This is a genomic window from Cryobacterium sp. (assembly GCF_026786305.1).
Taxonomy (GTDB): Bacteria; Actinomycetota; Actinomycetes; order Actinomycetales; family Microbacteriaceae; genus Cryobacterium.
Map to the genome: position 1 here is coordinate 1 of NZ_JAJAYI010000083.1, position 22,582 is coordinate 22,582.

Below are 22,582 nucleotides of genomic sequence, written 5' to 3' on the forward strand. Positions count from 1 at the left end.
CATGCTTATCGCCGCCCCCTCGCCGCGGTTCGACGCTCTGGGGTGCGGAGGGTCGGGGATGGGGTTGACCTCGAGCGGGTGCTGCGACACGCTGTCTGCCCGGCCCGGGCCGGCCGCCGCCGCCTTGGCCACCCGGCACTGGGCCGGAAAGTCAGCGCCGCACCAGTGGCGGGTCGAGCTGCCCGGTGGAGTGCTCGGCGTGCGCATGTTTCCGGCCGAGGACGGTGAACACGTGTCGCTGTCCGGGCCGGCGGAGCTGGTTTTTGACGGGGTTCTGAACCTCGGCTAGTCGCGGTGCACCTGAAGCACTCGGAAGCCCTTGCTGATGGCTTCGCGCGTGGTCTCGAAGGTGGCGGGGAGTTCGGCGGCAAGCCAACGCTGGAGCGAGTCCGAGCCGAGGTTGCGTTGCACGACGAGCCAGGCATCCGCTTCTGATTCAAGGCGGGGCAGCCAGGTCTGCAGAAGGCCGTGGAGCTCGTCTTTGCCGACGCGAATGGGCGGGTTCGACCAGATGGTGCGAAAGATGATATCGGCGGGCACGTCAGTGGCGAGCACCGCGTTGATGTTGGTCAGGCCGAGGGACGCGGCATTGGTGCGCACGAGGTCGAGGGCCCGCTCGTTGACGTCGACGGCCCAGACGGTGGCGTCCGGAGATGCCAGCGCGAGGTGCAGCGCGATCGGACCCCAACCGCAGCCGAGATCAAGAAAATGGCCTTCGAGGGGCGGCTCGGGGGCGTACTTGAGCAGAACCTCGGTGCCGGTGTCAATGTGCGCGGGACTGAACACCGAGTTGGCGGTCGTCAGTTCACGATCCTGCCCGTGCAGCTGCACCGTGATCTGGCGGGTTTTCAGCACGGTGCCGGGCGCCGGAGAAAAATAGTGGTCGGACGACATAGCAGGGAACCTTTCAACTTCGTTGAACTAAGGTTAACGGGATGAATGATCCAACGGCGCCCCGCGGCAACGACGCAGAAGAAAACGAGGCCGCAGAACCGGCCCGTGACGCAGACGATGTCGTCGCGCGTGTGTTGGCTAGCGCCGACAGCAAGGCTGCCGGCTACTCCCTGTTCCGCAGTGGGGTCGCCCAGGCCTTGCAGAATCAGGACTCCGGCGAGTATGACGGCGGCGGCCACGACGGTGACCAGTCCGAACGAGCCGACCGCAACGCCCTGCGCCGGGTTAATGGGCTCTCTACCGAGCTCGAAGACGTCACGGAGGTGGAGTACCGCCAACTGCGCCTCGAAAACGTCGTTCTCGTCGGTGTGTACACCCACGGCACGGTCGACGACGCCGAAAACTCCATGCGCGAATTGGCGGCCCTGGCCGAAACCGCCGGCGCGACCGTGCTCGACGGTCTGCTGCAGCGTCGGGCGACCCCCGACCCGAGCACGTACCTCGGCAAGGGCAAGGCCCAAGAAGTCGCCGACATCGTCAAGGCGCTCGGCGCCGACACCGTCATCGCCGATACCGAACTGGCGCCCAGCCAGCGGCGCGCCCTCGAAGACGTGGTCAAGGTCAAGGTCATCGACCGCACGGCCGTAATCCTCGACATTTTCAGCCAGCACGCCAAGAGCCGCGAGGGCAAGGCGCAGGTCGAACTCGCCCAAATGGCCTACATGCTGCCCCGCCTGCGCGGCTGGGGCGACTCGATGTCCCGTCAGGCCGGTGGCCAGGTCGGTGGAACCGGAGCCGGAATGGGCTCCCGTGGCCCCGGTGAAACCAAGATTGAACTCGACCGTCGCCGTATTCACACCCGGATGTCCAAGCTGCGCAAGCAGATGGTCGAGATGAAACCGGCCCGCGAGGCGAAACGCGCTAACCGCAAGCGCAACGCCGTTCCGTCGGTGGCCATCGTCGGGTACACCAACGCCGGTAAGTCGAGCCTGCTCAACCGCATCACCAAGGCCGGCGTGCTCGTCGAGAACTCCCTGTTCGCGACCCTCGACGCGACCGTGCGTAAGTCGACGACCGCCGACGGACGCTTGTACACCCTCACCGACACGGTCGGCTTCGTTCGCAACCTGCCGCACCAACTGGTCGAAGCCTTCCGCTCCACCCTGGAAGAGGTCGCCGACGCCGACGTGATCGTGCACGTCGTCGACGGATCACACCCCGACCCGGTCGCCCAACTCGCCACCGTGCGCGACGTCATTTCTGAGGTCGGCGCCCGCGACATTCCCGAACTGGTCGTCTTCAACAAGAGCGATCTGATCACCGACGATGACCGGCTCGTGCTGCGCGGCCTGGAACCGAAGGCGACGTTCGTATCGGCCCGCACCGGTGAGGGCATCGACACCGTGCTCGCCGCGGTGGCGTTGCTGCTGCCGACGCCGCAGATCGAACTCGACCTGCTCATTCCCTACGACCGCGGCGACCTCATCGCAGTTCTGCACGACCTGGGTCGCATCGAGACGACCGAATACCTGGAGACCGGGACCCACGTCACGGCGTTCGTCACCCCCGAGATCGAGCCGCAGTTCGCCCCGTTCGTCATTCTTCCCTCGCTCTCTGCTTAGCTTTTCGCCGTCGTCGGCGTAAGAACCGCGGCGGCGTGCGGCCGTTTTGTGTTGGCCGCAGCAGCGCTGCGCCGCAACAGTACCCGCCTGATGACACGAACTGTCATATTTGCCCACGTCGGCGTCCGTGTTGTTAGTGTCTAGTCAATCGTTGCCGACGGAATTCAATCCCCGGCATGGAGCGACAGCCGAGCCCGGCATCCGCCCGCGAAGAACCGCCGGTCTTGGCGTGTCCGCGGCCGCCCGGCCACTACACGCTGTGCCGCTTCTGCCGAAGGAGGAACCATGACCGAGACCAGGAATTCCGCGTGTTACGCCCGCCCGGCGTTCTCCTTCGAGGTGTACCCGCCGAAATCGGCGGCCGCAGCATCCGCTCTCACGCGCACCATCGATCATCTGGCCGCTGCTGGCCCCGAGTTCATCTCGGTCACCTATGGTGCCAACGGCTCCTCGCGCACCTCCTCCCTTGACGTTCTGCGCTACATCAAGGACCACACAGCAGTGGATGCGATGGCCCACCTCACCTGCGTCGACTCCTCGCACGCAGAGGCCAGCCGGCTCATTCGCGAATTTCTCGACGCCGGCATTCGCAGCTTTCTGGCCATTCGCGGCGACGCACCGAGGGGCGCGCTCGAGGGGGACACCACGTTTCTCGGCGACCTGCACAGCGCGGGAGAGCTGGTACAGCTCATCCACCGGGTGCAGACCGAACGGGTGCCGTACATCGAGACCGTGATTCCCGGTCTGCCCGGCGCCCGCGGGGTGAAGACCGAACGTAGCAAGGTGCGCATCGGAGTCGCGGCCTTTCCGAACGGACACCCCAACTCCCGGTCGGTCAGCCAGGATATTGACACACTGCTGGCCAAGCAGGCCGCCGGAGCGAACCTCGCGATCACCCAGCTGTTTTTCCACGCCGATGTCTACCTGAGCTTCATCCAACGGGCTCGCTCCGCCGGGGTGCTCTTTCCCATTCTTCCCGGCATCATGCCGGTGACCAGCCCGAACCGGTTGCGCCGCATCCTGCAGCTCTCCGGCGAAAAGCTGCCAGCCGAACTATCCATCCAGCTTGAGATCGAACCGAGCGAGCAAGGTCAGCGCCAGATCGGCATCGACTACGCCGTGCGCCTCGGCCAGGACGTTCTCGCGGGCGGTGCCCCCGGACTCCACCTCTACGCGTTCAACCAGCATGACACCGTGCTACACGTGCTTGAGGGGTGTGGGGCACTACCGGTGCCCGCTGCTATGCCCTAGGCCTGCGCGTAGGCCCACCCATCACGTTCGTTGCCTCTGACCGTTTAGCGACCAATGCTCCAGTGAAGGAATTCTCATGACCATTTCGCCCGCATCTCCCGCATCTCCCGCATCTCCCGCCTTCCCCACCGGCACCGTCCTCGGCTACCCGCGCATCGGACGACGGCGGGAGCTGAAAAAAGCCGTCGAAGCGTTCTGGGCGGGAACGATCGACGCCACCGCCCTCGAGAATGTGGCCGCCGGGCTGCGCCAGACCACCCGCGACCGGCTTCTTGATCTTGGACTCGGCCGTACCGACTCGTCGATCCCCGAGTCGTTCTCGTACTACGACCAGGTGCTTGACACCATCGTTGCCGTCGGCGCGATTCCCGCCCGGTTCGCCTCCCTCGTCGGCACGGACGGAAAAATCGACCTGGCCGGGTACTTCACCCTCGCTCGGGGCGAGGGCGAGAACCTGCCGCTCGAAATGACCAAGTGGTTCGACTCCAACTACCACTACCTCGTGCCCGAGATCGGCCCGGAGACCGTTTTCTCCCTGGCCAGCGACCGCATCGTGCGCGAATTTATCGAGGCCAAGGCGGCCGGGTTTCTCACCCGCCCAGTGCTCGTCGGACCGGTCACCTTTCTCCTGCTCAGTAAGGCCAGCGACGAGGCCCCGGCCGCTTTCTCCCCGCTGTCGCGCCTCGACGATCTCCTTCCCGTCTACGCGGCGCTCCTGGGCCGGCTAGCGGATGCCGGCGTCGAGTGGGTGCAGCTCGACGAGCCGGGCCTGGTCAGCGAAACCATCGACGTGCCGCGGGCAAAGACGCTGGCGGCCGTCGCATCCGTTTATGGGGTGCTCGGCCGGCTGACCGGGCGACCCGCCCTGTTCGTCGCGGCACCCTACGGCAGCCTCGATGACGCCCTGCCGGTGCTCGCCGCCACTGCCGTTGAAGCGATCGGCGTTGACCTGGTGCGGGGAACCCTGCCGCAGGCGGTGCCCGGGCTGTCTGGAAAAACCATCGTTGCCGGGGTGATCGACGGGCACAACATCTGGCGCGGCGACCTGGCCGGCGCCTTCGAAACCGCAGAGAGCGTGCGCGGGCTATCCGACTCCGTCTCTGTCTCAACCTCGACCTCGCTGTTGCACGTGCCGCATGACGTGCGGGATGAAGCGTCGTTGCCGGGCTCGCTGACCAGCTGGCTGGCCTTCGCAGACCAAAAAGTCGGCCAGGTCTCCACCCTCGCGCTCGGCCTCACCGCCGGACGGGCCGCCATCGCGGTGCCCCTCGCCGAAGCCGCTGAGGCACTGGTGGCAAGGCGGAGCGCTCCCGGCGTGCGCGACGGGTCCGTGCGCACCCGTGTCGCCGCACTGACCGACGCCGACTTCACCCGTGGCGACTACGCCGTACGCCTGAGCGCCCAGGATGCGGCGCTGCAGCTGCCGCCGCTGCCGACGACCACGATTGGATCGTTCCCGCAGACCGCCGATATTCGCCGGGCGCGTGCCCAGTTTCTCAAGGGAACTCTTGCGGCGGATGACTACCGCGACCTGATGCGCGAGGAGATTGGGCGGGTCGTCGCGCTGCAGGAAGAGATCGGACTCGACGTGCTCGTGCACGGCGAACCCGAACGCAACGACATGGTGCAATACTTCGCTGAGAACCTCGACGGGTTTGCCGTGACCGAGAACGGCTGGGTGCAGTCCTACGGCAGCCGCTGCACCCGGCCGTCTATTCTGTGGGGCGACGTGTCGCGCCCGGCACCGATCACGGTGGACTGGTCGGTGTACACGCAGAGCCTCACCGCAAAGCCGGTCAAGGGCATGCTCACGGGGCCGGTGACGATTCTGGCCTGGTCGTTCGTGCGCGATGACCAGCCGCTCGGCGAGACCGCCCGCCAGGTAGCCCTGTCCCTGCGCGATGAAATCGGCGACCTCGAGGCCGCGGGAATTAAGATCGTTCAGGTCGACGAACCGGCCCTGCGGGAATTGCTGCCGCTGAAGACGAAGGACCACGTCGACTACCTCGACTGGTCGGTCGGCTCCTTTCGGCTGGCCACGGCCGGGGTGGCGGATGCAACCCAGATTCATACGCACCTGTGTTACTCGGAGTTCGGCGTCGTTATCGAGGCCATCCGCAACCTCGACGCCGACGTGACGAGCATTGAAGCGGCCCGGTCGCGCATGGAGGTGGTGCAGGAGATCGAGGCCGGAGGGTTCGACCATGGTATCGGAGCCGGCATCTATGACATTCATTCGCCGCGAGTACCGAGCGTTGACGAGCTGACCACCCTGCTCGAAACCGCCCTGAAATCGATTCCCGAACGCCAGGTCTGGGTGAACCCGGACTGCGGGCTGAAGACGCGCGGCTACGACGAGACCGTGCAGTCTCTGCACAACATGCTCGCCGCGACCCGGGTGGTGCGCGAACGCCGCGGCGCAGCGGTTCGCACCTAAGCGGAGGTCGAGCCTGTCGAGACCACATCGTGTGATGGTCTCGACAGGCTCAACCCACGGGTATCGCCTCGACCCACGGTGCCGCTTGGGCGTTTAGACCGAGCGCAGCACCGCGACGACCTTGCCGAGGATGTCGGCAAAGTCACCGACGATCGGTTCGAAGTTACTGTTGCGCGGCAGCAGCCAGGTGTGACCGTCGCGCTTGCGCAATACCTTCACGGTGGCCTCGTTGTCGAGCATGGCCGCGACGATCTCGCCGTTCTCCGCGGTCTTCTGCTGGCGAACGACGACCCAGTCGCCGTCGCAGATCGCGGCATCGATCATCGACTCACCGACGACCTTGAGCATGAACAGCTCGCCCTGGCCCACGAGCTGCCGGGGGAGCGGGAAAATCTCGTCGATCTGCTGGTCGGCCGTGATCGGGATGCCGGCGGCTATGCGACCGACGAGCGGAACCATCGCGGCGTCGCCGACCTGCACGCCCGGGTGAAAGCTGTCCTGGTCGCCGGTGCCGACGTCTTCGGGGGCACGCTGAATCTCAATGAGTACTTCGAGCGCCCGGGGGCGATTCGGGTCGCGGCGCAAATATCCGCTGAGTTCAAGCTGGTTGAGCTGGTGGGTCACGCTCGACAGCGAGGCGAGACCGACGGCGTCACCGATCTCTCGCATGCTCGGCGGGTAGCCGCGCGAGCTCACCGAACGTTGAATCACGTCGAGAATAGCGAGCTGGCGTTGGCTCAAACTCTTGCGGCGCCGAGTGCCGCCCTTGTCTCGGGTACCGCTGGTGTCCTGTGTCACGATGTGCCCTCCTGGAGTCGGTCTCTTGTGTCCTGAAACTGTGTTTCACGGGAATGTCGGTGGTGTCTGGTTGAGTGTGAATCAAGCAATTGACCTATCGAAAGTTTATCCAGTTCTCCGCCCTGAAACAAACACTTATTCGAGTGTGTTGCGCAGAAATCCGGGCCGAGACCAGAAAAAGCTTGCATGTTCGATTGTTCGAAGTTATATTCGGAACATAGTTTCGTATTCGGTCTTCCCGGCCGAGGGCCGAATACGAGACTTGCAGCCCGCCGACCTTGGAGGTTTGACATGACCACAGCATGTGCACCCGCAGTACCTTTCGCCCCCGTCACCCGTCTTCGCCTCACCCGCCGCGGTCGAGTGGTTCTCACGACCCTCGCGGCCGTGCCGCTCGTGATCGGTTCCGTCGCCTTTGCCCTCAACGGGGGTGCGGCCGGCGCGTCGGATTCCGCCGCGGGCATCGACCTCATGTCGTACACGACCGAATCCGGCGTTGTCGCGACGTTGGCCTACTCGCCCACCGACGTCGGTTCCGCTCAGTTCATCACGGTCGAACCAGGCCAGACTCTCTGGGACCTCGCCGAGGAGATCTCGCCGTCCACCGACCCGCGCGATGTTGTCGCCGACATTAAACGCTTGAACACTCTGACCGTCGAAACGCTGCAGCCCGGCCAGCGCCTGGAAATCCCCGCAAACTCCTAGCGCGCCAACTTGGGCGAGGCGAGCGGGCCGCACCACCGGGCCGAAGCGCACGGTAGGAGCACAGGTCGTAGCATGGAGAGTGTGACCAGTCTCGAAGATCTTCCGCTCCGCGCCAACCTGCAAGGCCTGACACCGTACGGTGCGCCGCAATTGCACGTTCCGGTGGCACTGAACGTCAACGAGAACACGCACCCGATTCCCGAGGGGGTCGCCCGCGACATCCTTGCCGGCCTGGCTGAGGCCATCCGTTCCGTTAATCGGTATCCCGACCGCGAATTCACCACCCTGCGCGAGTCCTTGGCGACATACCTCGGCGAGGGACTGACCGCCGCCAACATCTGGGCCGCCAACGGTTCCAACGAAGTACTCCAGCAGGTGCTCCAGGCTTTCGGCGGACCGGGACGCAGCCTGCTCGGCTTCGCCCCGACCTACTCGATGTACTCGATCCTCGCCTCGGGCACCGACACCAGGTGGATTCCCGGCACCCGCGACGCCGACTACGAACTCTTCTCGGCCACCGCCGTGAGCGAGATCGCCCGCACCAACCCCGACATCGTCTTTCTCTGCTCCCCGAACAACCCCACTGGCACGCCGCTCTCGCTTGACACCATCGCCGCCGCCTACGACGCGACCGACGGCATCGTCGTGGTTGACGAGGCCTATGCCGAGTTCGCTCCGCGTGGTACGCCGAGCGCGGTCACCCTGCTGCCCGGCCGGGAACGCCTCCTCGTCTCGCGCACGATGAGCAAGGCCTTCGCCTTCGCCGGTGCCCGGGTGGGCTACCTGGCCGCCGATCCGGCGGTCACGGATGCCCTACGCCTGGTTCGCCTGCCCTACCACCTCTCCGCCTTGACCCAGGCCGCCGCGAACGCGGCCCTGGCGCACAGCGCCGAGATGCTCGCGATGGTCGACGACATTCGGGCGCAGCGCGACCGGCTCGTAGTGGAGCTGGCACGCCTGGGCTATGCCCCGCACCGCAGTTGGAGCAACTTCGTCTTGTTCGGGGGAGTGGCCGACCCGCAGGCAACCTTCGAGGCGCTGCTCGCGGAGGGAATTCTCATTCGCGACGTCGGCATTCCCGGACACTTGCGGGTGACGGCCGGCACCGAGAAAGAGACCTCCCTGTTCTTGGACGCCCTGGCCCGCCTGGGACGAACGGATCGGCCCGGTCAAGCCGTATCGCCCCAAGCCGAATAAACTAGGGCTATGAGTTCATCTGCTGGCATTTCCGCGCCCCGCGTCGCACACCTGCAACGGGAGACGAGTGAATCCAGCATTGATCTCTCCCTGAACCTTGATGGCACCGGCACCAGCGACATCCAGACCTCGGTGCCGTTCTACGACCACCTGCTGACAGCGTTCGCCAAGCACTCCCTGACCGACCTCACCGTGCGGGCCTCCGGCGACATTGAAATCGACGTGCACCACACCGTCGAAGATGTGGGAATCGTGCTCGGCCAGGCCATTCGCCAGGCCCTCGGCGACAAGTCGGGTATTTCCCGCTACGGTGACGCCCTGGTACCGCTCGATGAGGCGCTCGCCCAGGCTGTCGTCGATATCTCCGGCCGCCCGTACCTCGTGCACACCGGCGAGCCGGCCGGCTTTGAATTTCATCTCATCGGCGGACACTTCACCGGCTCCATGGTGCGTCACGTCTTCGAAGCGATCACCTTCCATGCCGGCCTGACCGTGCACCTCACCGTGCTGGGCGGCCGCGACCCGCACCACATCGCTGAGGCCGAGTTCAAGGCCTTCGCCCGTGCGTTCCGGCTCGCCAAGGCTTTCGACCCGCTCGTGCAGGGCATTCCGTCGACCAAGGGGGCCCTGTGACTCAGGTCGTTGTCCTCGACTACGGCACCGGCAATGTGCACTCCGCGGTCAAGGCGCTTGAACTGGCCGGAGCTGACGTCACGTTGACGAGTGATCGCACGGTTGCCCTGGAAGCCGACGGACTCGTCGTTCCCGGTGTCGGCGCGTTCAGTGCCGTGATGGACGCCCTCAAGGGGGTGCGCGGCGACGAGATCGTGGATCGGCGCCTGGCCGGAGGGCGCCCGGTGCTCGGCATCTGCGTGGGCATGCAGGTCATGTTTGAACACGGTGTCGAACGCGGCATCGACACCGAGGGTCTCGGCGAATGGCCCGGAACGGTCACCGAACTTCCCGCAGCGATCCTGCCGCACATGGGCTGGAACACCGTCACGAGCGCGCCCCACTCCGAACTCTTTCGAGGAATCGAAGAGGAACGGTTTTATTTCGTGCACTCCTACGCTGCCCAGTCGTGGACGCTCGAGGTCATGCCGCCGTTCCCGGAACCCCGGCTGACCTGGGCCGAACATGGGGCGCCGTTCCTGGCTGCGATCGAGAACGGTCCGCTGTGCGCCACCCAGTTCCACCCGGAAAAATCGGGTGAGGCGGGCATCCGCTTGTTGAAGAACTGGATCGGCACGCTGCACCACTAGGCCGCGCCCAGACTTCAGCACCCCAATCCCAACCTTCCATGAAATTGGCCGCACCGTGCGACCGCACCAATCAAGGACACCAATGAGCGAGTTCAACAAGACACCGAGGCTCGTCCTCCTGCCCGCCGTCGACGTGGCCGGCGGCAAGGCTGTGCGCCTGACGCAGGGCGAGGCCGGTACGGAAACGAACTATGGTGACCCGGTCGATGCCGCGGCCGACTGGGCCAGGCAGGGCGCCGAGTGGATTCACCTCGTCGACCTCGACGCGGCATTCGGCCGGGGCACCAACACCGGCGTCATCAAAAAGGTCATCCGCCAGGTCACGGGCGTCAACATTGAACTCTCCGGCGGTATCCGCGATGACGAATCACTCGAAGCGGCATTGAGCACGGGCGTCAAACGTATCAACCTCGGTACCGCGGCACTCGAGAACCCGGAATGGGCGGCCGGCGTGATCGCGCACTACGGCGAAGCCGTTGCCGTGGGCCTCGATGTGCGCGGCACGACCCTCTCCGCGCGGGGCTGGACGAAGGACGGCGGGGATCTCTGGCAGGTGCTCGAACGCCTTGAAGCTGCCGGCTGCGCCCGCTACGTGGTCACCGACGTCACCAAGGACGGAACCTTGCAGGGTCCGAACATCGAGCTGCTGCGCCAGGTACTCGACCGCACCAAAAAGCCGGTCATCGCTTCCGGCGGCATCTCCAGCCTCGATGACATCGAAGCGCTGCGCAAGCTCGTGCCGCTCGGGCTCGAAGGCGCCATCGTGGGCAAAGCCCTCTATGCGGGCGCGTTCACGCTGGCCGAGGCCCTGGATGTCTCGGGAGACTAATGGCTAAGGCGCGAAACCTCGGTTCCACGGGTGATCCCTCCGGTCGGCCGGGGGGCGATAAGCCGTCAGGTCAGCCCGGCGAGCCGGATGAGCTGGCTAACACGGCCGACTCGGCCGGCCAGCCCTGGGTCGGCCGGGAATTCGAGGCCAACCTCGACGCCGGCGACGACGGGGCTGTTCCCGCCGCCCTCGCCGAGGCGCTCGCCCACTTTCAGGCTCGCGAGTCGGGCGAAGAAAGCGTCATCGATGCCATCCGTGGGTCCCGTCTGCTCATCCCACTGGTGACCAAGCTCGGCGATGCCGCCGTGAACGCTCGCGGCCACACGATCGACAAAACCCAGGAACTGTCGATCATTACCGTGGCCAGCCCCGATGGACGCACGGTGTTGCCTGCCTTCTCGTCGACTTCCGCGATGACGGCGTGGAACCCCCTCGCCCGGCCCATTCCAGCGGATGCCGTTCGCGTCGCCCTGGCCGCCGCCCAGGAGAACACCGATCTTGTCGTCATCGACCCGACCTCGCCCGGTGAATTTGTCATTCGGCGGCCGGCGCTCTGGGCGATTGCGCAATCCCTGCCCTGGACACCGAGTTATGCCAGTCATCACGTCGCCGACGCCTTCACCGCGTCGATCGCGACGGAACTCTCGGTGCTTTCTATTCAGCTCTCCGCCGGTGACCCCCTGGCGCGGCTCGAGGGGCCCGAACTCGTGGTTCAACTGGAATTGGTCGACGGCCTCACCCAGCCGGACCTCGACGCCATTCTGAGCCGGCTCGGCACCCGATGGTCCGAGAGCGAGATCATTACGACCGGCGTTGATTCGCTGCGTGTCAAGCTCGTCGCGTCGGGTTAGCGCCGGTATCCGTAGTGTCAACCGTGTTGTCGGTGGTTCGGGCGAGAATGACGGTATGAGCGACGTTCTCGATCGATTCTCTCCGGCTGCTCGGGCCTGGTTCACCGAGGCGTTTGCCGCGCCGACGGCGGCGCAGCTGGGCGCGTGGAACGCCATCTCCCTGGGCTCCCATGCCCTCGTCGTGGCCCCCACCGGATCGGGCAAGACCCTGGCCGCGTTTCTGTGGGCCGTTGACCGGCTCGCCACGGAAACGGCGGCCCTGGTCGCGCCGAGCACCCGCGTGCTCTACATCTCGCCCCTCAAGGCATTGGGCGTCGACGTGGAACGCAACCTCACTGCTCCGCTCGTGGGAATCAGCCGCGCGGCCCAGCGGCTCGGCCTCGAGCCTCCGCGGGTCACTGTCGGGGTGCGATCGGGCGATACTCCGGCCGCCGACCGTCGCAAATTGGTCACGACGCCGCCAGACATTCTCATCACCACCCCGGAGTCACTGTTTCTCATGCTGACCTCGGCGGCCCGAGAATCCCTGCGCGGTGTGCAGACGGTCATCATCGACGAGGTGCACGCGGTCGCGGCGAGCAAGCGTGGTGCCCACCTCGCCGTGTCCCTCGAACGACTCGACGCACTGCTGAGTCAACCGGCCCAACGGATCGGGCTGTCGGCCACCGTGCGCCCGCAGAGCGAAGTGGCTCGGTTTCTGGGCGGAGCCGCCCCGGTGCAGATCGTGGCCCCGCCCGCGCTGAAACGGTTCGACCTGCGCGTGGTCGTTCCGGTCGACGATATGAGCGACCTCGGCCCGGTGCCGCAGCGCGAGGGCGTCACCTCCGCCGCGGCGCCGCAGACCGGATCCATCTGGCCCCACGTCGAGGAGGCCATCGTCGACGAGGTGCTGGCGCACTCCTCGAGTATCGTGTTCGCGAATTCGCGGCGGCTCACGGAACGGCTCACCGCCCGGTTCAACGAAATCTATGCGGAACGTATGGGCTGGGATGAGGCATCCGCTGCGGTGTCGGTGCCGGTAACGCCGGGTGCGCTCGGCATGGTGGGTACCAGTGCAGCGGTTCGCCCGCCGGCCGAGCTCATGGGCGCGAGCGGCCAGAGCGCCGGCACCGCACCGCTGCTCGCGCGTGCGCATCACGGTTCGGTCAGCAAGGAACAGCGCGCGCTGATTGAAGACGACCTGAAATCGGGGCGGCTGCGCTGTGTCGTGGCCACGTCGAGCCTTGAACTCGGTATCGACATGGGCGCCGTTGACCTGGTCGTGCAGGTGGAGTCACCGCCGTCGGTGTCGAGCGGGCTGCAGCGGCTCGGTCGGGCCGGGCACCAGGTCGGTGAGATCAGCCGCGGGGTGATCTATCCCAAGCATCGGGCCGATCTCATCCACGCCGCGGTCGCCGCCGAGCGCATGCTGGCTGGCGCCATCGAATCGCTGCGTGTGCCCACCAACCCGCTCGATATTCTGGCCCAGCAGACCGTCGCGGCCTGCGCGCTCGAGCCGATCGACGTGGAAGCCTGGTTTGATGCTGTTCGGCGCAGCGCGCCCTTTGCGACCCTGCCCCGCTCTGCCTATGAGGCCACCCTCGACCTGCTCGCCGGCCGCTATCCGTCGGACCAGTTCGCCGAGTTGCGTCCGCGCATCATCTGGGATCGCGATGCCGGCACCCTCACCGGTCGCCCCGGAGCGCAACGGCTGGCCGTCACGAGCGGCGGCACCATTCCCGACCGCGGTCTGTTCGGCGTCTTCATGGTCGGTGGCGAACAGGTCACCGGTAAAAGGGTCGGTGAGCTCGACGAGGAGATGGTCTACGAGTCGCGCGTGGGCGATGTCTTCGCGCTCGGCACCACGAGCTGGCGTATTCAGGAGATCACCCACGACCGGGTTCTCGTCGTGCCCGCCTTCGGGCAGCCCGGACGGCTGCCGTTCTGGAAGGGTGACGGCATCGGCCGCCCGGCCGAACTCGGCCAGGCCATCGGCGCATTCGTGCGCGAGGTCGGCAGCCTGCCGGAGGCCCAGGCGCAGGCCCGCTGTGCGGTGGGCGGCCTGGACCAGAGAGCAATCAGCAACCTGCTGGCTTTCCTCGGCGAGCAGCGCGCCGCCACCGGGAAGCTGCCGACCGACCGCACCCTCGTGGTCGAACGGTTCCGTGATGAGCTGGGGGACTGGCGGGTCGTGCTGCACTCCCCGTTTGGCACCCCGGTGCATGCACCGTGGGCGCTCGCGGTCGGCGCCCGCGTGCGGGAACGCTACGGAATCGATGGCTCCTGCGTCGCGAGCGACGACGGCATCGTTGTGCGCATCCCCGACACCGAAACCGAACCGCCCGGCAGCGAACTGTTCGTGTTCGACCCTGACGAGCTCGAGCAGCTCGTCACCGACGAGGTCGGCGGCTCGGCCCTGTTCGCCTCCCGGTTTCGCGAGTGCGCCGCCCGGGCGCTGCTTTTGCCCCGCTACAAGCCCGGAGTCCGCTCGCCGCTCTGGCAGCAACGGCAAAAGGCCGCGCAGCTGCTCGCCGTGGCCCGCACCTTTCCCACCTTTCCGATCATTCTCGAGACCCTGCGGGAATGCCTGCAGGACGTCTACGACCTGCCAGCCCTCACCGGTCTGGCCCGGCAGATCGCCTCCCGTGAACTGCGCCTGGTCGAGAGCGTGACCGACACCGCCAGCCCGTTCGCGAGTACGCTGCTGTTCGGCTACGTTGCCGCCTTCATGTATGAGGGCGATACCCCGATCGCCGAGCGGCGTGCCACCGCCCTCGCGATCGACTCGAGCCTGCTCGCCGAACTTCTGGGTCGGGTCGAACTGCGTGAACTCCTCGATCCGACCGTTATCGACCAGACCGACCGGGAACTGCAGCGGCTCGCCCCTGACTACCGGGCCAGGGACGTCGAAGGTGTCGCCGATCTACTGCGCACTCTCGGCCCACTCAGCACGGTGGAGATCGGCGAGCGGATGCTCGAACCCGAGGCAGAATCAAAGCCCACGACCAGCGAGGCCGACGCGACCGGCGTGGTCGGCGCCGAGCAGGCCGTGCTCGCGCTCGTCGACGCCCGCCGCGCCATCCGCGTCAGCTTCGGTGGCCAGGATCGCTGGGCGGCGGTCGAAGACGCCAGCCGGTTGCGCGACGCCCTCGGTGTTCCCCTGCCGCTCGGCGTGGCCGCCGCGTTCACCGAATCCGTGGGCGATCCGGTTGGTGATCTGGTCAGCCGCTACGCACGCTCGCACGGTCCGTTCACCACGCTCGCCGTCGCCGAGCGGTTTGGTCTTGGCACGGCCGTCGTGCAGATCGCCCTCGGCCGCCTCGCCGACGCCCGACGCATCGTGGCCGGCGAATTTCGACCGAACGGCACCGGCCTGGAATGGTGCGACGCCGAGGTGCTGCGGCGCCTCCGCCGCCGTTCCCTCGCGGCGCTCCGGCACGAGGTTGAACCGGTCGAGCAGCGGACCATCGGCCGGTTTCTGCCGGCCTGGCAGCACGTGGGCGGCACGCTGCGCGGAATCGACGGTGTCGCATCCGTTGTGGAACAGCTGGAAGGGGCGCGCATTCCTGCCTCCGCCTGGGAGACGCTCATTCTTCCAGCCCGGGTCAGCGACTACCAGCCCGGCATGCTCGACGAGCTCACAAACGCGGGAGAGGTGCTCTGGGCGGGCGCCGGAACCCTCGCCGGCAACGACGGATGGGTCAGCCTGCACCTCGCCGAAACCGCCCAGCTCACCCTGCCGCTGCCCATCGATGTCGAGACGACGCCCCTGCAACAGGAGATCCTCCAAACCCTGGGCAGTGGCGGTGCCTACTTCTTTCGGCAGCTCTCTGATGCCGTCGGCAGTCAGGATGACCGCGAATTGGTGCAGGCGCTGTGGGAGTTGGTCTGGGCCGGTCTGATCAATAATGACACCTTCGCGCCGGTACGGTCGCTTCTGGCCGGTGGGCATACGGCGCACCGTCAGAGCCGCGCTCTGCCACGGGCCCGCCTGCATCGCGGGCGGTCGATGCCGCGGCCGAGCCTTCCGAGCCGCAGCGGCCCGCCAACGGTATCGGGTCGCTGGTCGATTCTGCCGGTGGCCGACGACTCACCGACCCGTCGTGCGCACGCCCTGGGGGAGACCCTGCTCGAACGCTATGGCGTGGTGACGCGCGGGGCGGTGATGGCGGAGAGCGTCATCGGCGGATTCTCACTCGTCTACCGAACTCTGACCGGATTCGAGGAGATGGCGCGCTGTCGACGCGGCTATTTCATCGAGGGGCTTGGCGCTGCCCAGTTTGCGACGGGCGGCACTATCGACCGGCTGCGCACCTTCGCTGCGGGAGCATCCGACCCGTCTGCTCCGCAGAGAAACAGCACGCCTGCTGCTGCGGTGACCTTGGCCGCGACCGACCCGGCGAACCCCTACGGTGCTGCACTGCGGTGGCCGTCACTGCCCGGCGATACCACCCACCGCCCAGGGCGCAAGGCGGGCGCACTCGTCGTACTGGTCGATGGCGCCCTCGTGCTGTACGTCGAGCGCGGTGGCAAAACCGTGGTCGCCTTCGAGACGGATGCGGCCAGGCTCGCGGCCGCCACGCTGAGTCTGACCACACTCGTGAAAACCGGCCGCATCCAGAAGATCGCGGTCGAAACGGTCAACGGTGTTTTCGTGATCGGAACCGAGCTCGGCTCCGCCCTCCGATCCGCCGGATTCACCGAGACTCCGAAAGGGTTGAGGCTGCGTGCCTGAGGGCGATACCGTCTACCGCACGGCCCGCACCCTGGACCAGGCCCTGCACGGGAGTATTCTCACCGGCTGCGACATTCGGGTGCCGGCTTTTGCGACTGTCGACCTCACCGGGCAGACCGTGCACGAGGTCGTGAGCCGCGGCAAGCACGTGCTGCATCGGGTCGGGACCACGAGCATCCACTCGCATCTCAAGATGGAAGGCGCCTGGCACCTGTACAGGCCGGGCACCCGGTGGCAGCGGCCGGAGTTTCAGGCGCGCATCGTGCTGCAGACACCGGACTGGATCGCCGTCGGATTCGAGCTCGGTCTGCTGGAGCTGGTGCCAACCCGAACCGAGTCGCAGATCGTCGGCTACCTCGGACCCGATCTGCTCGCCGCCGAGTGGAGCGCGGCTGACAGCGCCGAGGCCACGGCTCGTCTCGCAGCGATGCCGGAGCGCCCGGTGATCGTTGCCGTCGCCGACCAGCGCAACCTGGCCGGGCTCGGAAACGTCTACGTCAATGAGCTCTGTTTTCTGCGCGGTCTCGTGCCGACCCGGCCCGTGGCCGAGGTCACCGACCTCGCCGGGCTCGTGAATCTCGCCCGGCGCCTGCTTCTGGCCAACAAGGACCGGGAGGAGCGCACGACGACCGGTAACCTGCGCCGCGGAGCCCAACTGTGGGTCTACGGGCGGGCCGGCCAGCCATGTCGTCGGTGTGGCGGCCGTATTGTGCGGGACCGCCTCGGCCGCACCGACCTGGAACTGCGCGACACCTACTGGTGCCCCCGCTGCCAGACCTAGGAGTTGTTTGCCAGACCTAGGAGTTGTTTGAAGGCGCCGGTCAGTTGACGGGGCCGGTGTACTTCTCGCCGGGGCCCTCACCGATCGGGTCTTGCACGAAGGACGCCTCGCGGAACGCGAGCTGCAGAGAACGCAGACCATCGCGGAGGCTGCGTGCATGCATGTCGGAGATGTCGGGAGCCGCAGCGGTCACGAGCCCGGCGAGAGCCGTGATGAGCTTGCGGGCTTCGTCCAGGTCGATCTGGGCGTCGGGATCTTCGGCGAGTCCGCACTTCACGGCGGCCGCGCTCATCAGGTGCACGGCGGCCGTGGTGATGATCTCCACAGCGGCCACATTGGCGATATCGCGTGTTGCTCGTGCTGCATCCTGCTCAAAACTATTGCTCACTGCATTCCTCTGCTAGGCTATCGTTTGGTTCCGGGACAGTAGTCTCGGTACGAAAGTGGAGAATCTCCCACCCGCGCATACCGCTTCATCAAGGTTACCGGGTAGATCGCACTCCGCCGTCGCGTTATCACCTCCTACGGGAAGGTGGCAGAGCGAGGGTCGACAGGGTGCCGTGTACTGCAGGTCAATGAAAAAGTTGGCGTGGAAGACTCGTGATTTTCCTCTCTTCGTCCCCAGTCGGCATCCGCTGTCTGGTTGTGATCACGACGTTAACCAAGAGGAGAGACGCATCAGCGATCCCCGTACAAATGACCGTATACGCGTCCCCGAAGTTCGTCTCGTTGGTCCCAACGGCGAGCAGGTCGGGGTCGTGGCCATTGATGTTGCCCTGCGCCTGGCACAGGATGCCGACCTCGACCTCGTCGAAGTCGCACCCGAAGCCAAGCCGCCCGTGGCCAAGATCATGGACTACGGCAAGTTCAAGTACGAGGCTGCGCAGAAGGCCAAGGAGGCCCGGCGCAACCAGGCGAACACGATCCTCAAGGAGGTTCGTTTTCGTCTCAAGATTGATACGCACGACTACGAGACCAAGCGCAAACGCGCCGAAGGCTTCCTGAAGTCCGGTGACAAGGTCAAGGCCATGATTCTTTTTCGCGGCCGCGAACAGTCCCGACCCGACCAGGGCGTACGTCTGCTCCAAAAATTTGCCGAGGATGTCGCCGAGTACGGTTCCGTGGAATCTACTCCGATGATCGACGGTCGAAACATGGTCATGGTGATTGGCCCGTTGAAAAACAAGTCAGAAGCCAAGGCTGAGATCAACGCCCACAAGGCTGCCGAGAAGGCAGACAAGGTAGCCGATAAGGCAGACAAGGTTGCCGATAAGGCAGCAAAACAGGAGGAACCACATGCCTAAGATGAAGACCCACTCCGGAACCAAGAAGCGTTTCAAGGTCACCGGAAGCGGAAAGATCATGAAGCAGCAGGCCGGACTTCGTCACAATCTCGAGGTCAAGAGCACGCAGCGCAAGTCCCGTTTGAACCAGGACCAGGTGCTGGCCAAGTCGGATCAGAAGACCATCAAGAAGCTTCTCGGTCTGTAATTTTTAGGTCTGTAATCCAGGTCTCGTACACGAATAAGGATTTGTAAATAATGGCAAGAGTAAAGAGGGCCGTAAACGCCCACAAGAGTCGCCGCGTTATTCTCGAACGCGCCAAGGGCTACCGCGGTCAGCGTTCACGCCTGGTCACCAAGGCCAAGGAGCAGCTCACTCACTCCTTCACCTATAGCTACCGTGACCGTCGTGCACGCAAGGGAGACTTCCGTCGCCTGTGGATCCAGCGCATCAATGCTGCATCGCGCGCGAACGGTCTCACCTACAACCGTCTGATCCAGGGCCTCGGCCTGGCCGGCATCGAGGTTGACCGTCGTATCCTCGCCGACCTCGCCGTCAATGAGGCAGCGACGTTCGCCGCCCTCGTCGAGAGCGCCAAGGCAGCACTTCCCGCCGACACCTCGGCACCGAAGGTCGTCGTCACGGCGTAAGGCTTCATCCCGATCGGTTCACCGCCGTCTGACTCCTGGGCGTGAACGTGGTGACTGAACGGTAGTTTTACGTAGCACGCAGTTTTGAGTTGCAAAGGAGCGGGCGACCTGGTCGCCCGCTCCTTTTCTGCATCCAAAGTTCGTACACCTAAACTAACTACATGCTTGATAATCCACGTTCACCGCGCGTCCGTGCCGTCGCAAAACTTGCCAAGCGCGATGCGCGCCTCGAGTCCGGTCTCTTTCTGCTCGAAGGCCCACAGGCCGTTTCCGAAGCCCTCACCTTTCGTCCAGAGCTGGTCGTGGAGCTGTTTGCCACGCCCACCGCGCTCGACCGCTACACCGACCTGGCCCAGAAGGCGATCGAAGCCCAGGTCGAAGTGGAGTTCGTCTCCGAAGAGGTCCTCGAGGCAATGGCCAACACGGTCACCCCGCAGGGCTTCGTGGCCGTCTGCCACCAGTTCCCCACGTCGGTAAAGAAGATCTTCAACGCCGAGCCCAAGCTCGTTGCCATTCTCGAAGAGGTGCGCGACCCCGGAAACGCCGGCACCATTATTCGAGCAGCGGATGCTGCCGGCGCGGACGCGGTCATCCTCACCGGTCGCAGCGTCGACCTGTACAACCCCAAGGTCATCCGTTCCTCGACCGGCTCCATCTTTCACCTGCCCGTCGCCATCGCGGCTGACCTCTCAGACGTTCTCGACCGTGCCCGGACCGCCGGCCTTCAACTGTTCGCGGCCGACATCAAGGGCTCCGACCTGCTGACCGCCCGCAACGAGGGCCTGCTCGCCGCTCCGACCGTATGGCTGTTCGGCAATGAAGCTCGGGGCCTGACCGACGAGGACCTCGCCCGGGTCGACCGCAGCGTGAGCGTGCCGATCTACGGCGAAGCCGAGTCGATGAACCTGGCGACCGCAGCATCCGTGTGCCTGTATGAAAGCGCGTTTGCCCAGCGCGCCTGACCGCTATGCAGTTGTCGGAGCCCGCGCACATGTTTTTTTTGTGCGAACTCTCGAAGGCCAGATGAGACCCGATCAGTTTGTGGCCGAGGGTAGTCCAAGCTAAAACTTCGCTCCAACGATTCAGCACAACGGCCGGCATGGTCGATCTGCCAACGATGAGCCGAACGGGACCGGGCCTGGCACAATCCTGTTGCGTACCGGTACGACGTTTGGTGTGCATCGGCGTGGACACCCTGCAGTGGGTCGCCACATTGTTCGCACTCTGCGCGGCAGGGTTCACGCTGTCTCTTGTCGCGGCCGGCGCGGTAGAGCTCTTTCTGAACCTGCTGAATCGGCCGCACGGCGAAAATCCCACTTTCGATGAGTGGCGGTTGTTGTGCCTCCCACCACACTCACCAGTCGTCCGCAGGGTTACAAATGCGTTGCTGTCGGACATTTGGCGTGACCAGACTGCCATTCTGACCTAAGTTGGGGGGTATGGAGCCAACAGATTCGTCCCCGGCTACGTCGAACATCTCCGTTCGCCGGGGTGAACCGCTAGTCGTCGTCAAAGACATCAACAAGCACTACGGAGAGCTTCACGTTCTCAAGAACATCAACGCCGTGGTCAACCGCGGCGAGGTGGTCGTGGTGATCGGGCCGAGTGGATCGGGCAAGTCCACGCTCTGCCGGGCGATCAACCGCCTTGAAACAATCGATGACGGCATCATCACCATCGATGGCGTGAAACTGCCCGCCGAGGGCAAAGAACTCGCCCACCTGCGCGCCGACGTCGGCATGGTCTTTCAGGCGTTCAACCTATTTGCGCACAAGACCGTGCTGCAAAACGTGACCCTCGGACCGATCAAGGTGCGCGGCATGTCGAAGGCCGACGCTGAGAAGAAGGGACTTGCCCTTCTCGAACGTGTCGGCGTTGCCAACCAGGCACACAAGATGCCGTCACAACTCTCCGGCGGACAGCAGCAGCGCGTGGCCATCGCCCGGGCATTGGCGATGGAACCGAAACTGATTCTGCTCGACGAGCCGACCAGCGCCCTCGACCCCGAAATGATCAACGAGGTTCTTGAGGTCATGGTCGACCTCGCCAACGAGGGAATGACGATGATCGTCGTCACCCACGAGATGGGTTTTGCCCGCAAGGCGGCGGACCGTGTCATCTTTATGGCCGATGGTGAGATCGTGGAGGAAACCTCCCCGGAGGAGTTCTTCACGAACCCGCAAAGCACTCGTGCGCGGGACTTTCTCTCCAAGATTCTCGACCACTGACCGTTCCGGCTCATTCGTCAGCTGCCGCATCGGTGATCGGGTCACCACAACTCACCTGACACCTCCCTTCCCAACCAGAAAAGGAATCACAATGCGTAAGAAACTCAGTCTCCTGGCCACAGCAGCCACGGCGGCACTGCTTCTCGCCGGATGTTCCGGCGGAGGTACCGCCGACACCGGATCATCGGACGCCCCCGCCGCGGGCGGCGCCTTTGAGGTCGCCGCCGATGTGTCGCTCACCGGCAGCCCCACCTACGACGCGATGGTCGCGGCCGACAAGGTCGTCATCGGCGTCAAAGAAGACCAGCCCGGCTTGGGCTTTCTCGATGCCGCTACCGGAGAGCGTTCCGGATTCGACATCGAAATCGCGCAATGGGTTGCCGCGTCGCTCGGTTTCGCCAAGGACAAGATCGAATACATCGCCATTCCGAGCGCAAACCGCGAATCGGCCATCGTGAACGGTGACATCGATTACTACGTCGGCACCTACTCGATCAACGACAAGCGCAAGGACCAGATCGACTTCGCCGGACCGTACTTCATCACCGGCCAGGGCATCCTCGTGGCATCCGATAACGACACCATCAAGAGCGAGAACGACCTGGCCGGAAAGACCGTGTGCTCCGCGACCGGTTCCACCCCGATCCAGAACATCAAGGACAACTACCCCGACACCAAGACCGTCGAGTTCGACACCTACTCGCAGTGTGTTGAGGCGCTCAAGGACGGCCAGGCCGACGCGGTCACGACCGACCAGGCCATTCTGCTCGGCTATGCCTCCCAGGATTCCGACAACCTCAAGGTGGTCGGCGAGCCGTTCTCGGTTGAGAACTACGGCGTGGGCCTGCCGAAGGGTGACGACGCCCTCCGCGCCTTCATCAACGACATGTTCACGAACGGCAATGACAGCTGGCAGGCCATCTACGACGAGACCCTCGGTCTCTCGGGCACCGTTGTCGAGCAGCCCGCCGTCGACGCGTACTAGGTACCACGAGTAAGGGTCGGTGGCGATACCTGTCGCCACCGCCCCTCACCACCGCTTTGCACCATCAAAAACGAAAGGAGAGGTTTGGACCATG

The 22,582-nt window shown here is 65.2% G+C and carries 20 protein-coding genes and 1 pseudogene; 18 read left to right on the top strand and 3 right to left on the bottom strand.

Features of this window, described 5'->3' with window-relative positions:
- Positions 1–289 (top strand): annotated as a pseudogene (locus tag LH475_RS10535) (hypothetical protein); the annotation flags it as partial.
- Here the strand turns inward: LH475_RS10535 and LH475_RS10540 are convergent.
- Positions 286–894 (bottom strand): methyltransferase, encoded by a 609-nt coding sequence (locus tag LH475_RS10540; protein ID WP_196845165.1) that lies wholly within the window; start codon positions 892–894, stop codon positions 286–288. The pseudogene LH475_RS10535 and the gene LH475_RS10540 sit on opposite strands and share 4 nt — an antisense overlap.
- Positions 895–935: 41 nt before the next feature.
- Between LH475_RS10540 and hflX the strand changes: the two genes are divergently transcribed.
- From hflX to metE, 3 genes are all read left to right on the top strand, one after another.
- Positions 936–2,516: a GTPase HflX gene (gene hflX / locus LH475_RS10545; RefSeq protein WP_196845166.1), complete on the top strand. Its 1,581-nt coding sequence runs from the start codon at positions 936–938 to the stop codon at positions 2,514–2,516.
- 285 nt (positions 2,517–2,801) lie between these two features.
- Positions 2,802–3,767 carry a methylenetetrahydrofolate reductase gene (locus LH475_RS10550; RefSeq protein ID WP_196845167.1) on the top strand — a complete coding sequence of 322 codons (966 nt, stop codon included), beginning with the start codon at positions 2,802–2,804 and terminating at the stop codon, positions 3,765–3,767.
- A 76-nt stretch (positions 3,768–3,843) separates the two neighbouring features.
- Positions 3,844–6,204, top strand: coding sequence for a 5-methyltetrahydropteroyltriglutamate--homocysteine S-methyltransferase (gene metE, locus LH475_RS10555; protein WP_297413877.1), 2,361 nt, complete (start codon positions 3,844–3,846; stop codon positions 6,202–6,204).
- Positions 6,205–6,297: 93 nt separating this feature from the next.
- On the opposite strand, the gene lexA is transcribed toward metE, so the two are convergent.
- Entirely contained in the window at positions 6,298–7,002 is a 705-nt protein-coding gene (lexA, locus tag LH475_RS10560) for a transcriptional repressor LexA (protein WP_092341044.1), read from the bottom strand.
- 291 nt (positions 7,003–7,293) lie between these two features.
- On the opposite strand from lexA, the gene LH475_RS10565 reads away from it, so the two are divergent.
- From LH475_RS10565 to LH475_RS10600, 8 genes are all read left to right on the top strand, one after another.
- Complete coding sequence (locus LH475_RS10565; protein ID WP_196845171.1) at positions 7,294–7,707, top strand: LysM peptidoglycan-binding domain-containing protein; 414 nt, start codon at positions 7,294–7,296, stop codon at positions 7,705–7,707.
- A gap of 72 nt (positions 7,708–7,779) precedes the next feature.
- Positions 7,780–8,904 carry a histidinol-phosphate transaminase gene (locus LH475_RS10570; protein ID WP_196845172.1) on the top strand — a complete coding sequence of 375 codons (1,125 nt, stop codon included), beginning with the start codon at positions 7,780–7,782 and terminating at the stop codon, positions 8,902–8,904.
- 9 nt (positions 8,905–8,913) lie between these two features.
- Positions 8,914–9,537: an imidazoleglycerol-phosphate dehydratase HisB gene (hisB, locus tag LH475_RS10575; protein WP_196845174.1), complete on the top strand. Its 624-nt coding sequence runs from the start codon at positions 8,914–8,916 to the stop codon at positions 9,535–9,537.
- Entirely contained in the window at positions 9,534–10,166 is a 633-nt protein-coding gene (hisH, locus tag LH475_RS10580; protein ID WP_196845175.1) for an imidazole glycerol phosphate synthase subunit HisH, read from the top strand. The genes hisB and hisH overlap by 4 nt, the downstream gene beginning before the upstream one ends.
- Before the next feature lie 82 nt (positions 10,167–10,248).
- On the top strand, positions 10,249–10,995 hold the full coding sequence (gene priA, locus LH475_RS10585; RefSeq protein ID WP_196845177.1) for a bifunctional 1-(5-phosphoribosyl)-5-((5-phosphoribosylamino)methylideneamino)imidazole-4-carboxamide isomerase/phosphoribosylanthranilate isomerase PriA: 747 nt from the start codon (positions 10,249–10,251) through the stop codon (positions 10,993–10,995).
- On the top strand, positions 10,995–11,846 hold the full coding sequence (locus LH475_RS10590; RefSeq protein ID WP_196845179.1) for an SseB family protein: 852 nt from the start codon (positions 10,995–10,997) through the stop codon (positions 11,844–11,846). Before priA ends, LH475_RS10590 begins: the two co-directional genes overlap by 1 nt.
- A 55-nt stretch (positions 11,847–11,901) precedes the next feature.
- Positions 11,902–16,560, top strand: coding sequence for an ATP-dependent helicase (locus LH475_RS10595; protein ID WP_297413890.1), 4,659 nt, complete (start codon positions 11,902–11,904; stop codon positions 16,558–16,560).
- Positions 16,553–17,341, top strand: a complete 789-nt coding sequence (locus LH475_RS10600; RefSeq protein WP_196845181.1) for an Fpg/Nei family DNA glycosylase — start codon at positions 16,553–16,555, stop codon at positions 17,339–17,341. Before LH475_RS10595 ends, LH475_RS10600 begins: the two co-directional genes overlap by 8 nt.
- A gap of 40 nt (positions 17,342–17,381) precedes the next feature.
- On the opposite strand, the gene LH475_RS10605 is transcribed toward LH475_RS10600, so the two are convergent.
- Entirely contained in the window at positions 17,382–17,729 is a 348-nt protein-coding gene (locus tag LH475_RS10605; protein ID WP_297413892.1) for a DUF1844 domain-containing protein, read from the bottom strand.
- A gap of 289 nt (positions 17,730–18,018) precedes the next feature.
- On the opposite strand from LH475_RS10605, the gene infC reads away from it, so the two are divergent.
- The 6 genes from infC (at position 18,019) to LH475_RS10635 (ending at position 22,488) form a co-directional block, all read left to right on the top strand.
- Positions 18,019–18,645, top strand: coding sequence for a translation initiation factor IF-3 (gene infC / locus LH475_RS10610; protein WP_104127223.1), 627 nt, complete (start codon positions 18,019–18,021; stop codon positions 18,643–18,645).
- Positions 18,638–18,832, top strand: a complete 195-nt coding sequence (rpmI, locus tag LH475_RS10615; protein WP_092111710.1) for a 50S ribosomal protein L35 — start codon at positions 18,638–18,640, stop codon at positions 18,830–18,832. Before infC ends, rpmI begins: the two co-directional genes overlap by 8 nt.
- 50 nt (positions 18,833–18,882) lie before the next feature.
- The gene (rplT, locus tag LH475_RS10620; RefSeq protein WP_196845184.1) at positions 18,883–19,275 is read left to right on the top strand and encodes a 50S ribosomal protein L20; all 393 of its coding nucleotides are present in this window, start codon (positions 18,883–18,885) and stop codon (positions 19,273–19,275) included.
- 161 nt (positions 19,276–19,436) lie between these two features.
- The gene (locus LH475_RS10625; RefSeq protein ID WP_196845186.1) at positions 19,437–20,237 is read left to right on the top strand and encodes an RNA methyltransferase; all 801 of its coding nucleotides are present in this window, start codon (positions 19,437–19,439) and stop codon (positions 20,235–20,237) included.
- A 477-nt stretch (positions 20,238–20,714) separates the two neighbouring features.
- The gene (locus tag LH475_RS10630; RefSeq protein WP_196845187.1) at positions 20,715–21,503 is read left to right on the top strand and encodes an amino acid ABC transporter ATP-binding protein; all 789 of its coding nucleotides are present in this window, start codon (positions 20,715–20,717) and stop codon (positions 21,501–21,503) included.
- A gap of 91 nt (positions 21,504–21,594) precedes the next feature.
- Positions 21,595–22,488: a glutamate ABC transporter substrate-binding protein gene (locus LH475_RS10635; RefSeq protein ID WP_196845189.1), complete on the top strand. Its 894-nt coding sequence runs from the start codon at positions 21,595–21,597 to the stop codon at positions 22,486–22,488.
- Positions 22,489–22,582: the final 94 nt, after the last annotated feature.

Excerpts from the sequence above, each read along its gene's own strand:
- hisB (WP_196845174.1), top strand. The coding sequence starts at position 8,914 with ATGAGTTCATCTGCTGGCATTTCCGCGCCCCGCGTCGCACACCTGCAA.
- LH475_RS10540 (WP_196845165.1), bottom strand. The coding sequence starts at position 894 with ATGTCGTCCGACCACTATTTTTCTCCGGCGCCCGGCACCGTGCTGAAA.
- LH475_RS10550 (WP_196845167.1), top strand. The coding sequence starts at position 2,802 with ATGACCGAGACCAGGAATTCCGCGTGTTACGCCCGCCCGGCGTTCTCC.
- LH475_RS10630 (WP_196845187.1), top strand. The coding sequence starts at position 20,715 with ATGGAGCCAACAGATTCGTCCCCGGCTACGTCGAACATCTCCGTTCGC.
- rpmI (WP_092111710.1), top strand. The coding sequence starts at position 18,638 with ATGCCTAAGATGAAGACCCACTCCGGAACCAAGAAGCGTTTCAAGGTC.
- priA (WP_196845177.1), top strand. The coding sequence starts at position 10,249 with ATGAGCGAGTTCAACAAGACACCGAGGCTCGTCCTCCTGCCCGCCGTC.
- LH475_RS10625 (WP_196845186.1), top strand. The coding sequence starts at position 19,437 with ATGCTTGATAATCCACGTTCACCGCGCGTCCGTGCCGTCGCAAAACTT.
- LH475_RS10565 (WP_196845171.1), top strand. The coding sequence starts at position 7,294 with ATGACCACAGCATGTGCACCCGCAGTACCTTTCGCCCCCGTCACCCGT.
- LH475_RS10595 (WP_297413890.1), top strand. The coding sequence starts at position 11,902 with ATGAGCGACGTTCTCGATCGATTCTCTCCGGCTGCTCGGGCCTGGTTC.
- LH475_RS10635 (WP_196845189.1), top strand. The coding sequence starts at position 21,595 with ATGCGTAAGAAACTCAGTCTCCTGGCCACAGCAGCCACGGCGGCACTG.
- hflX (WP_196845166.1), top strand. The coding sequence starts at position 936 with ATGAATGATCCAACGGCGCCCCGCGGCAACGACGCAGAAGAAAACGAG.
- LH475_RS10570 (WP_196845172.1), top strand. The coding sequence starts at position 7,780 with ATGGAGAGTGTGACCAGTCTCGAAGATCTTCCGCTCCGCGCCAACCTG.
- rplT (WP_196845184.1), top strand. The coding sequence starts at position 18,883 with ATGGCAAGAGTAAAGAGGGCCGTAAACGCCCACAAGAGTCGCCGCGTT.
- LH475_RS10590 (WP_196845179.1), top strand. The coding sequence starts at position 10,995 with ATGGCTAAGGCGCGAAACCTCGGTTCCACGGGTGATCCCTCCGGTCGG.
- metE (WP_297413877.1), top strand. The coding sequence starts at position 3,844 with ATGACCATTTCGCCCGCATCTCCCGCATCTCCCGCATCTCCCGCCTTC.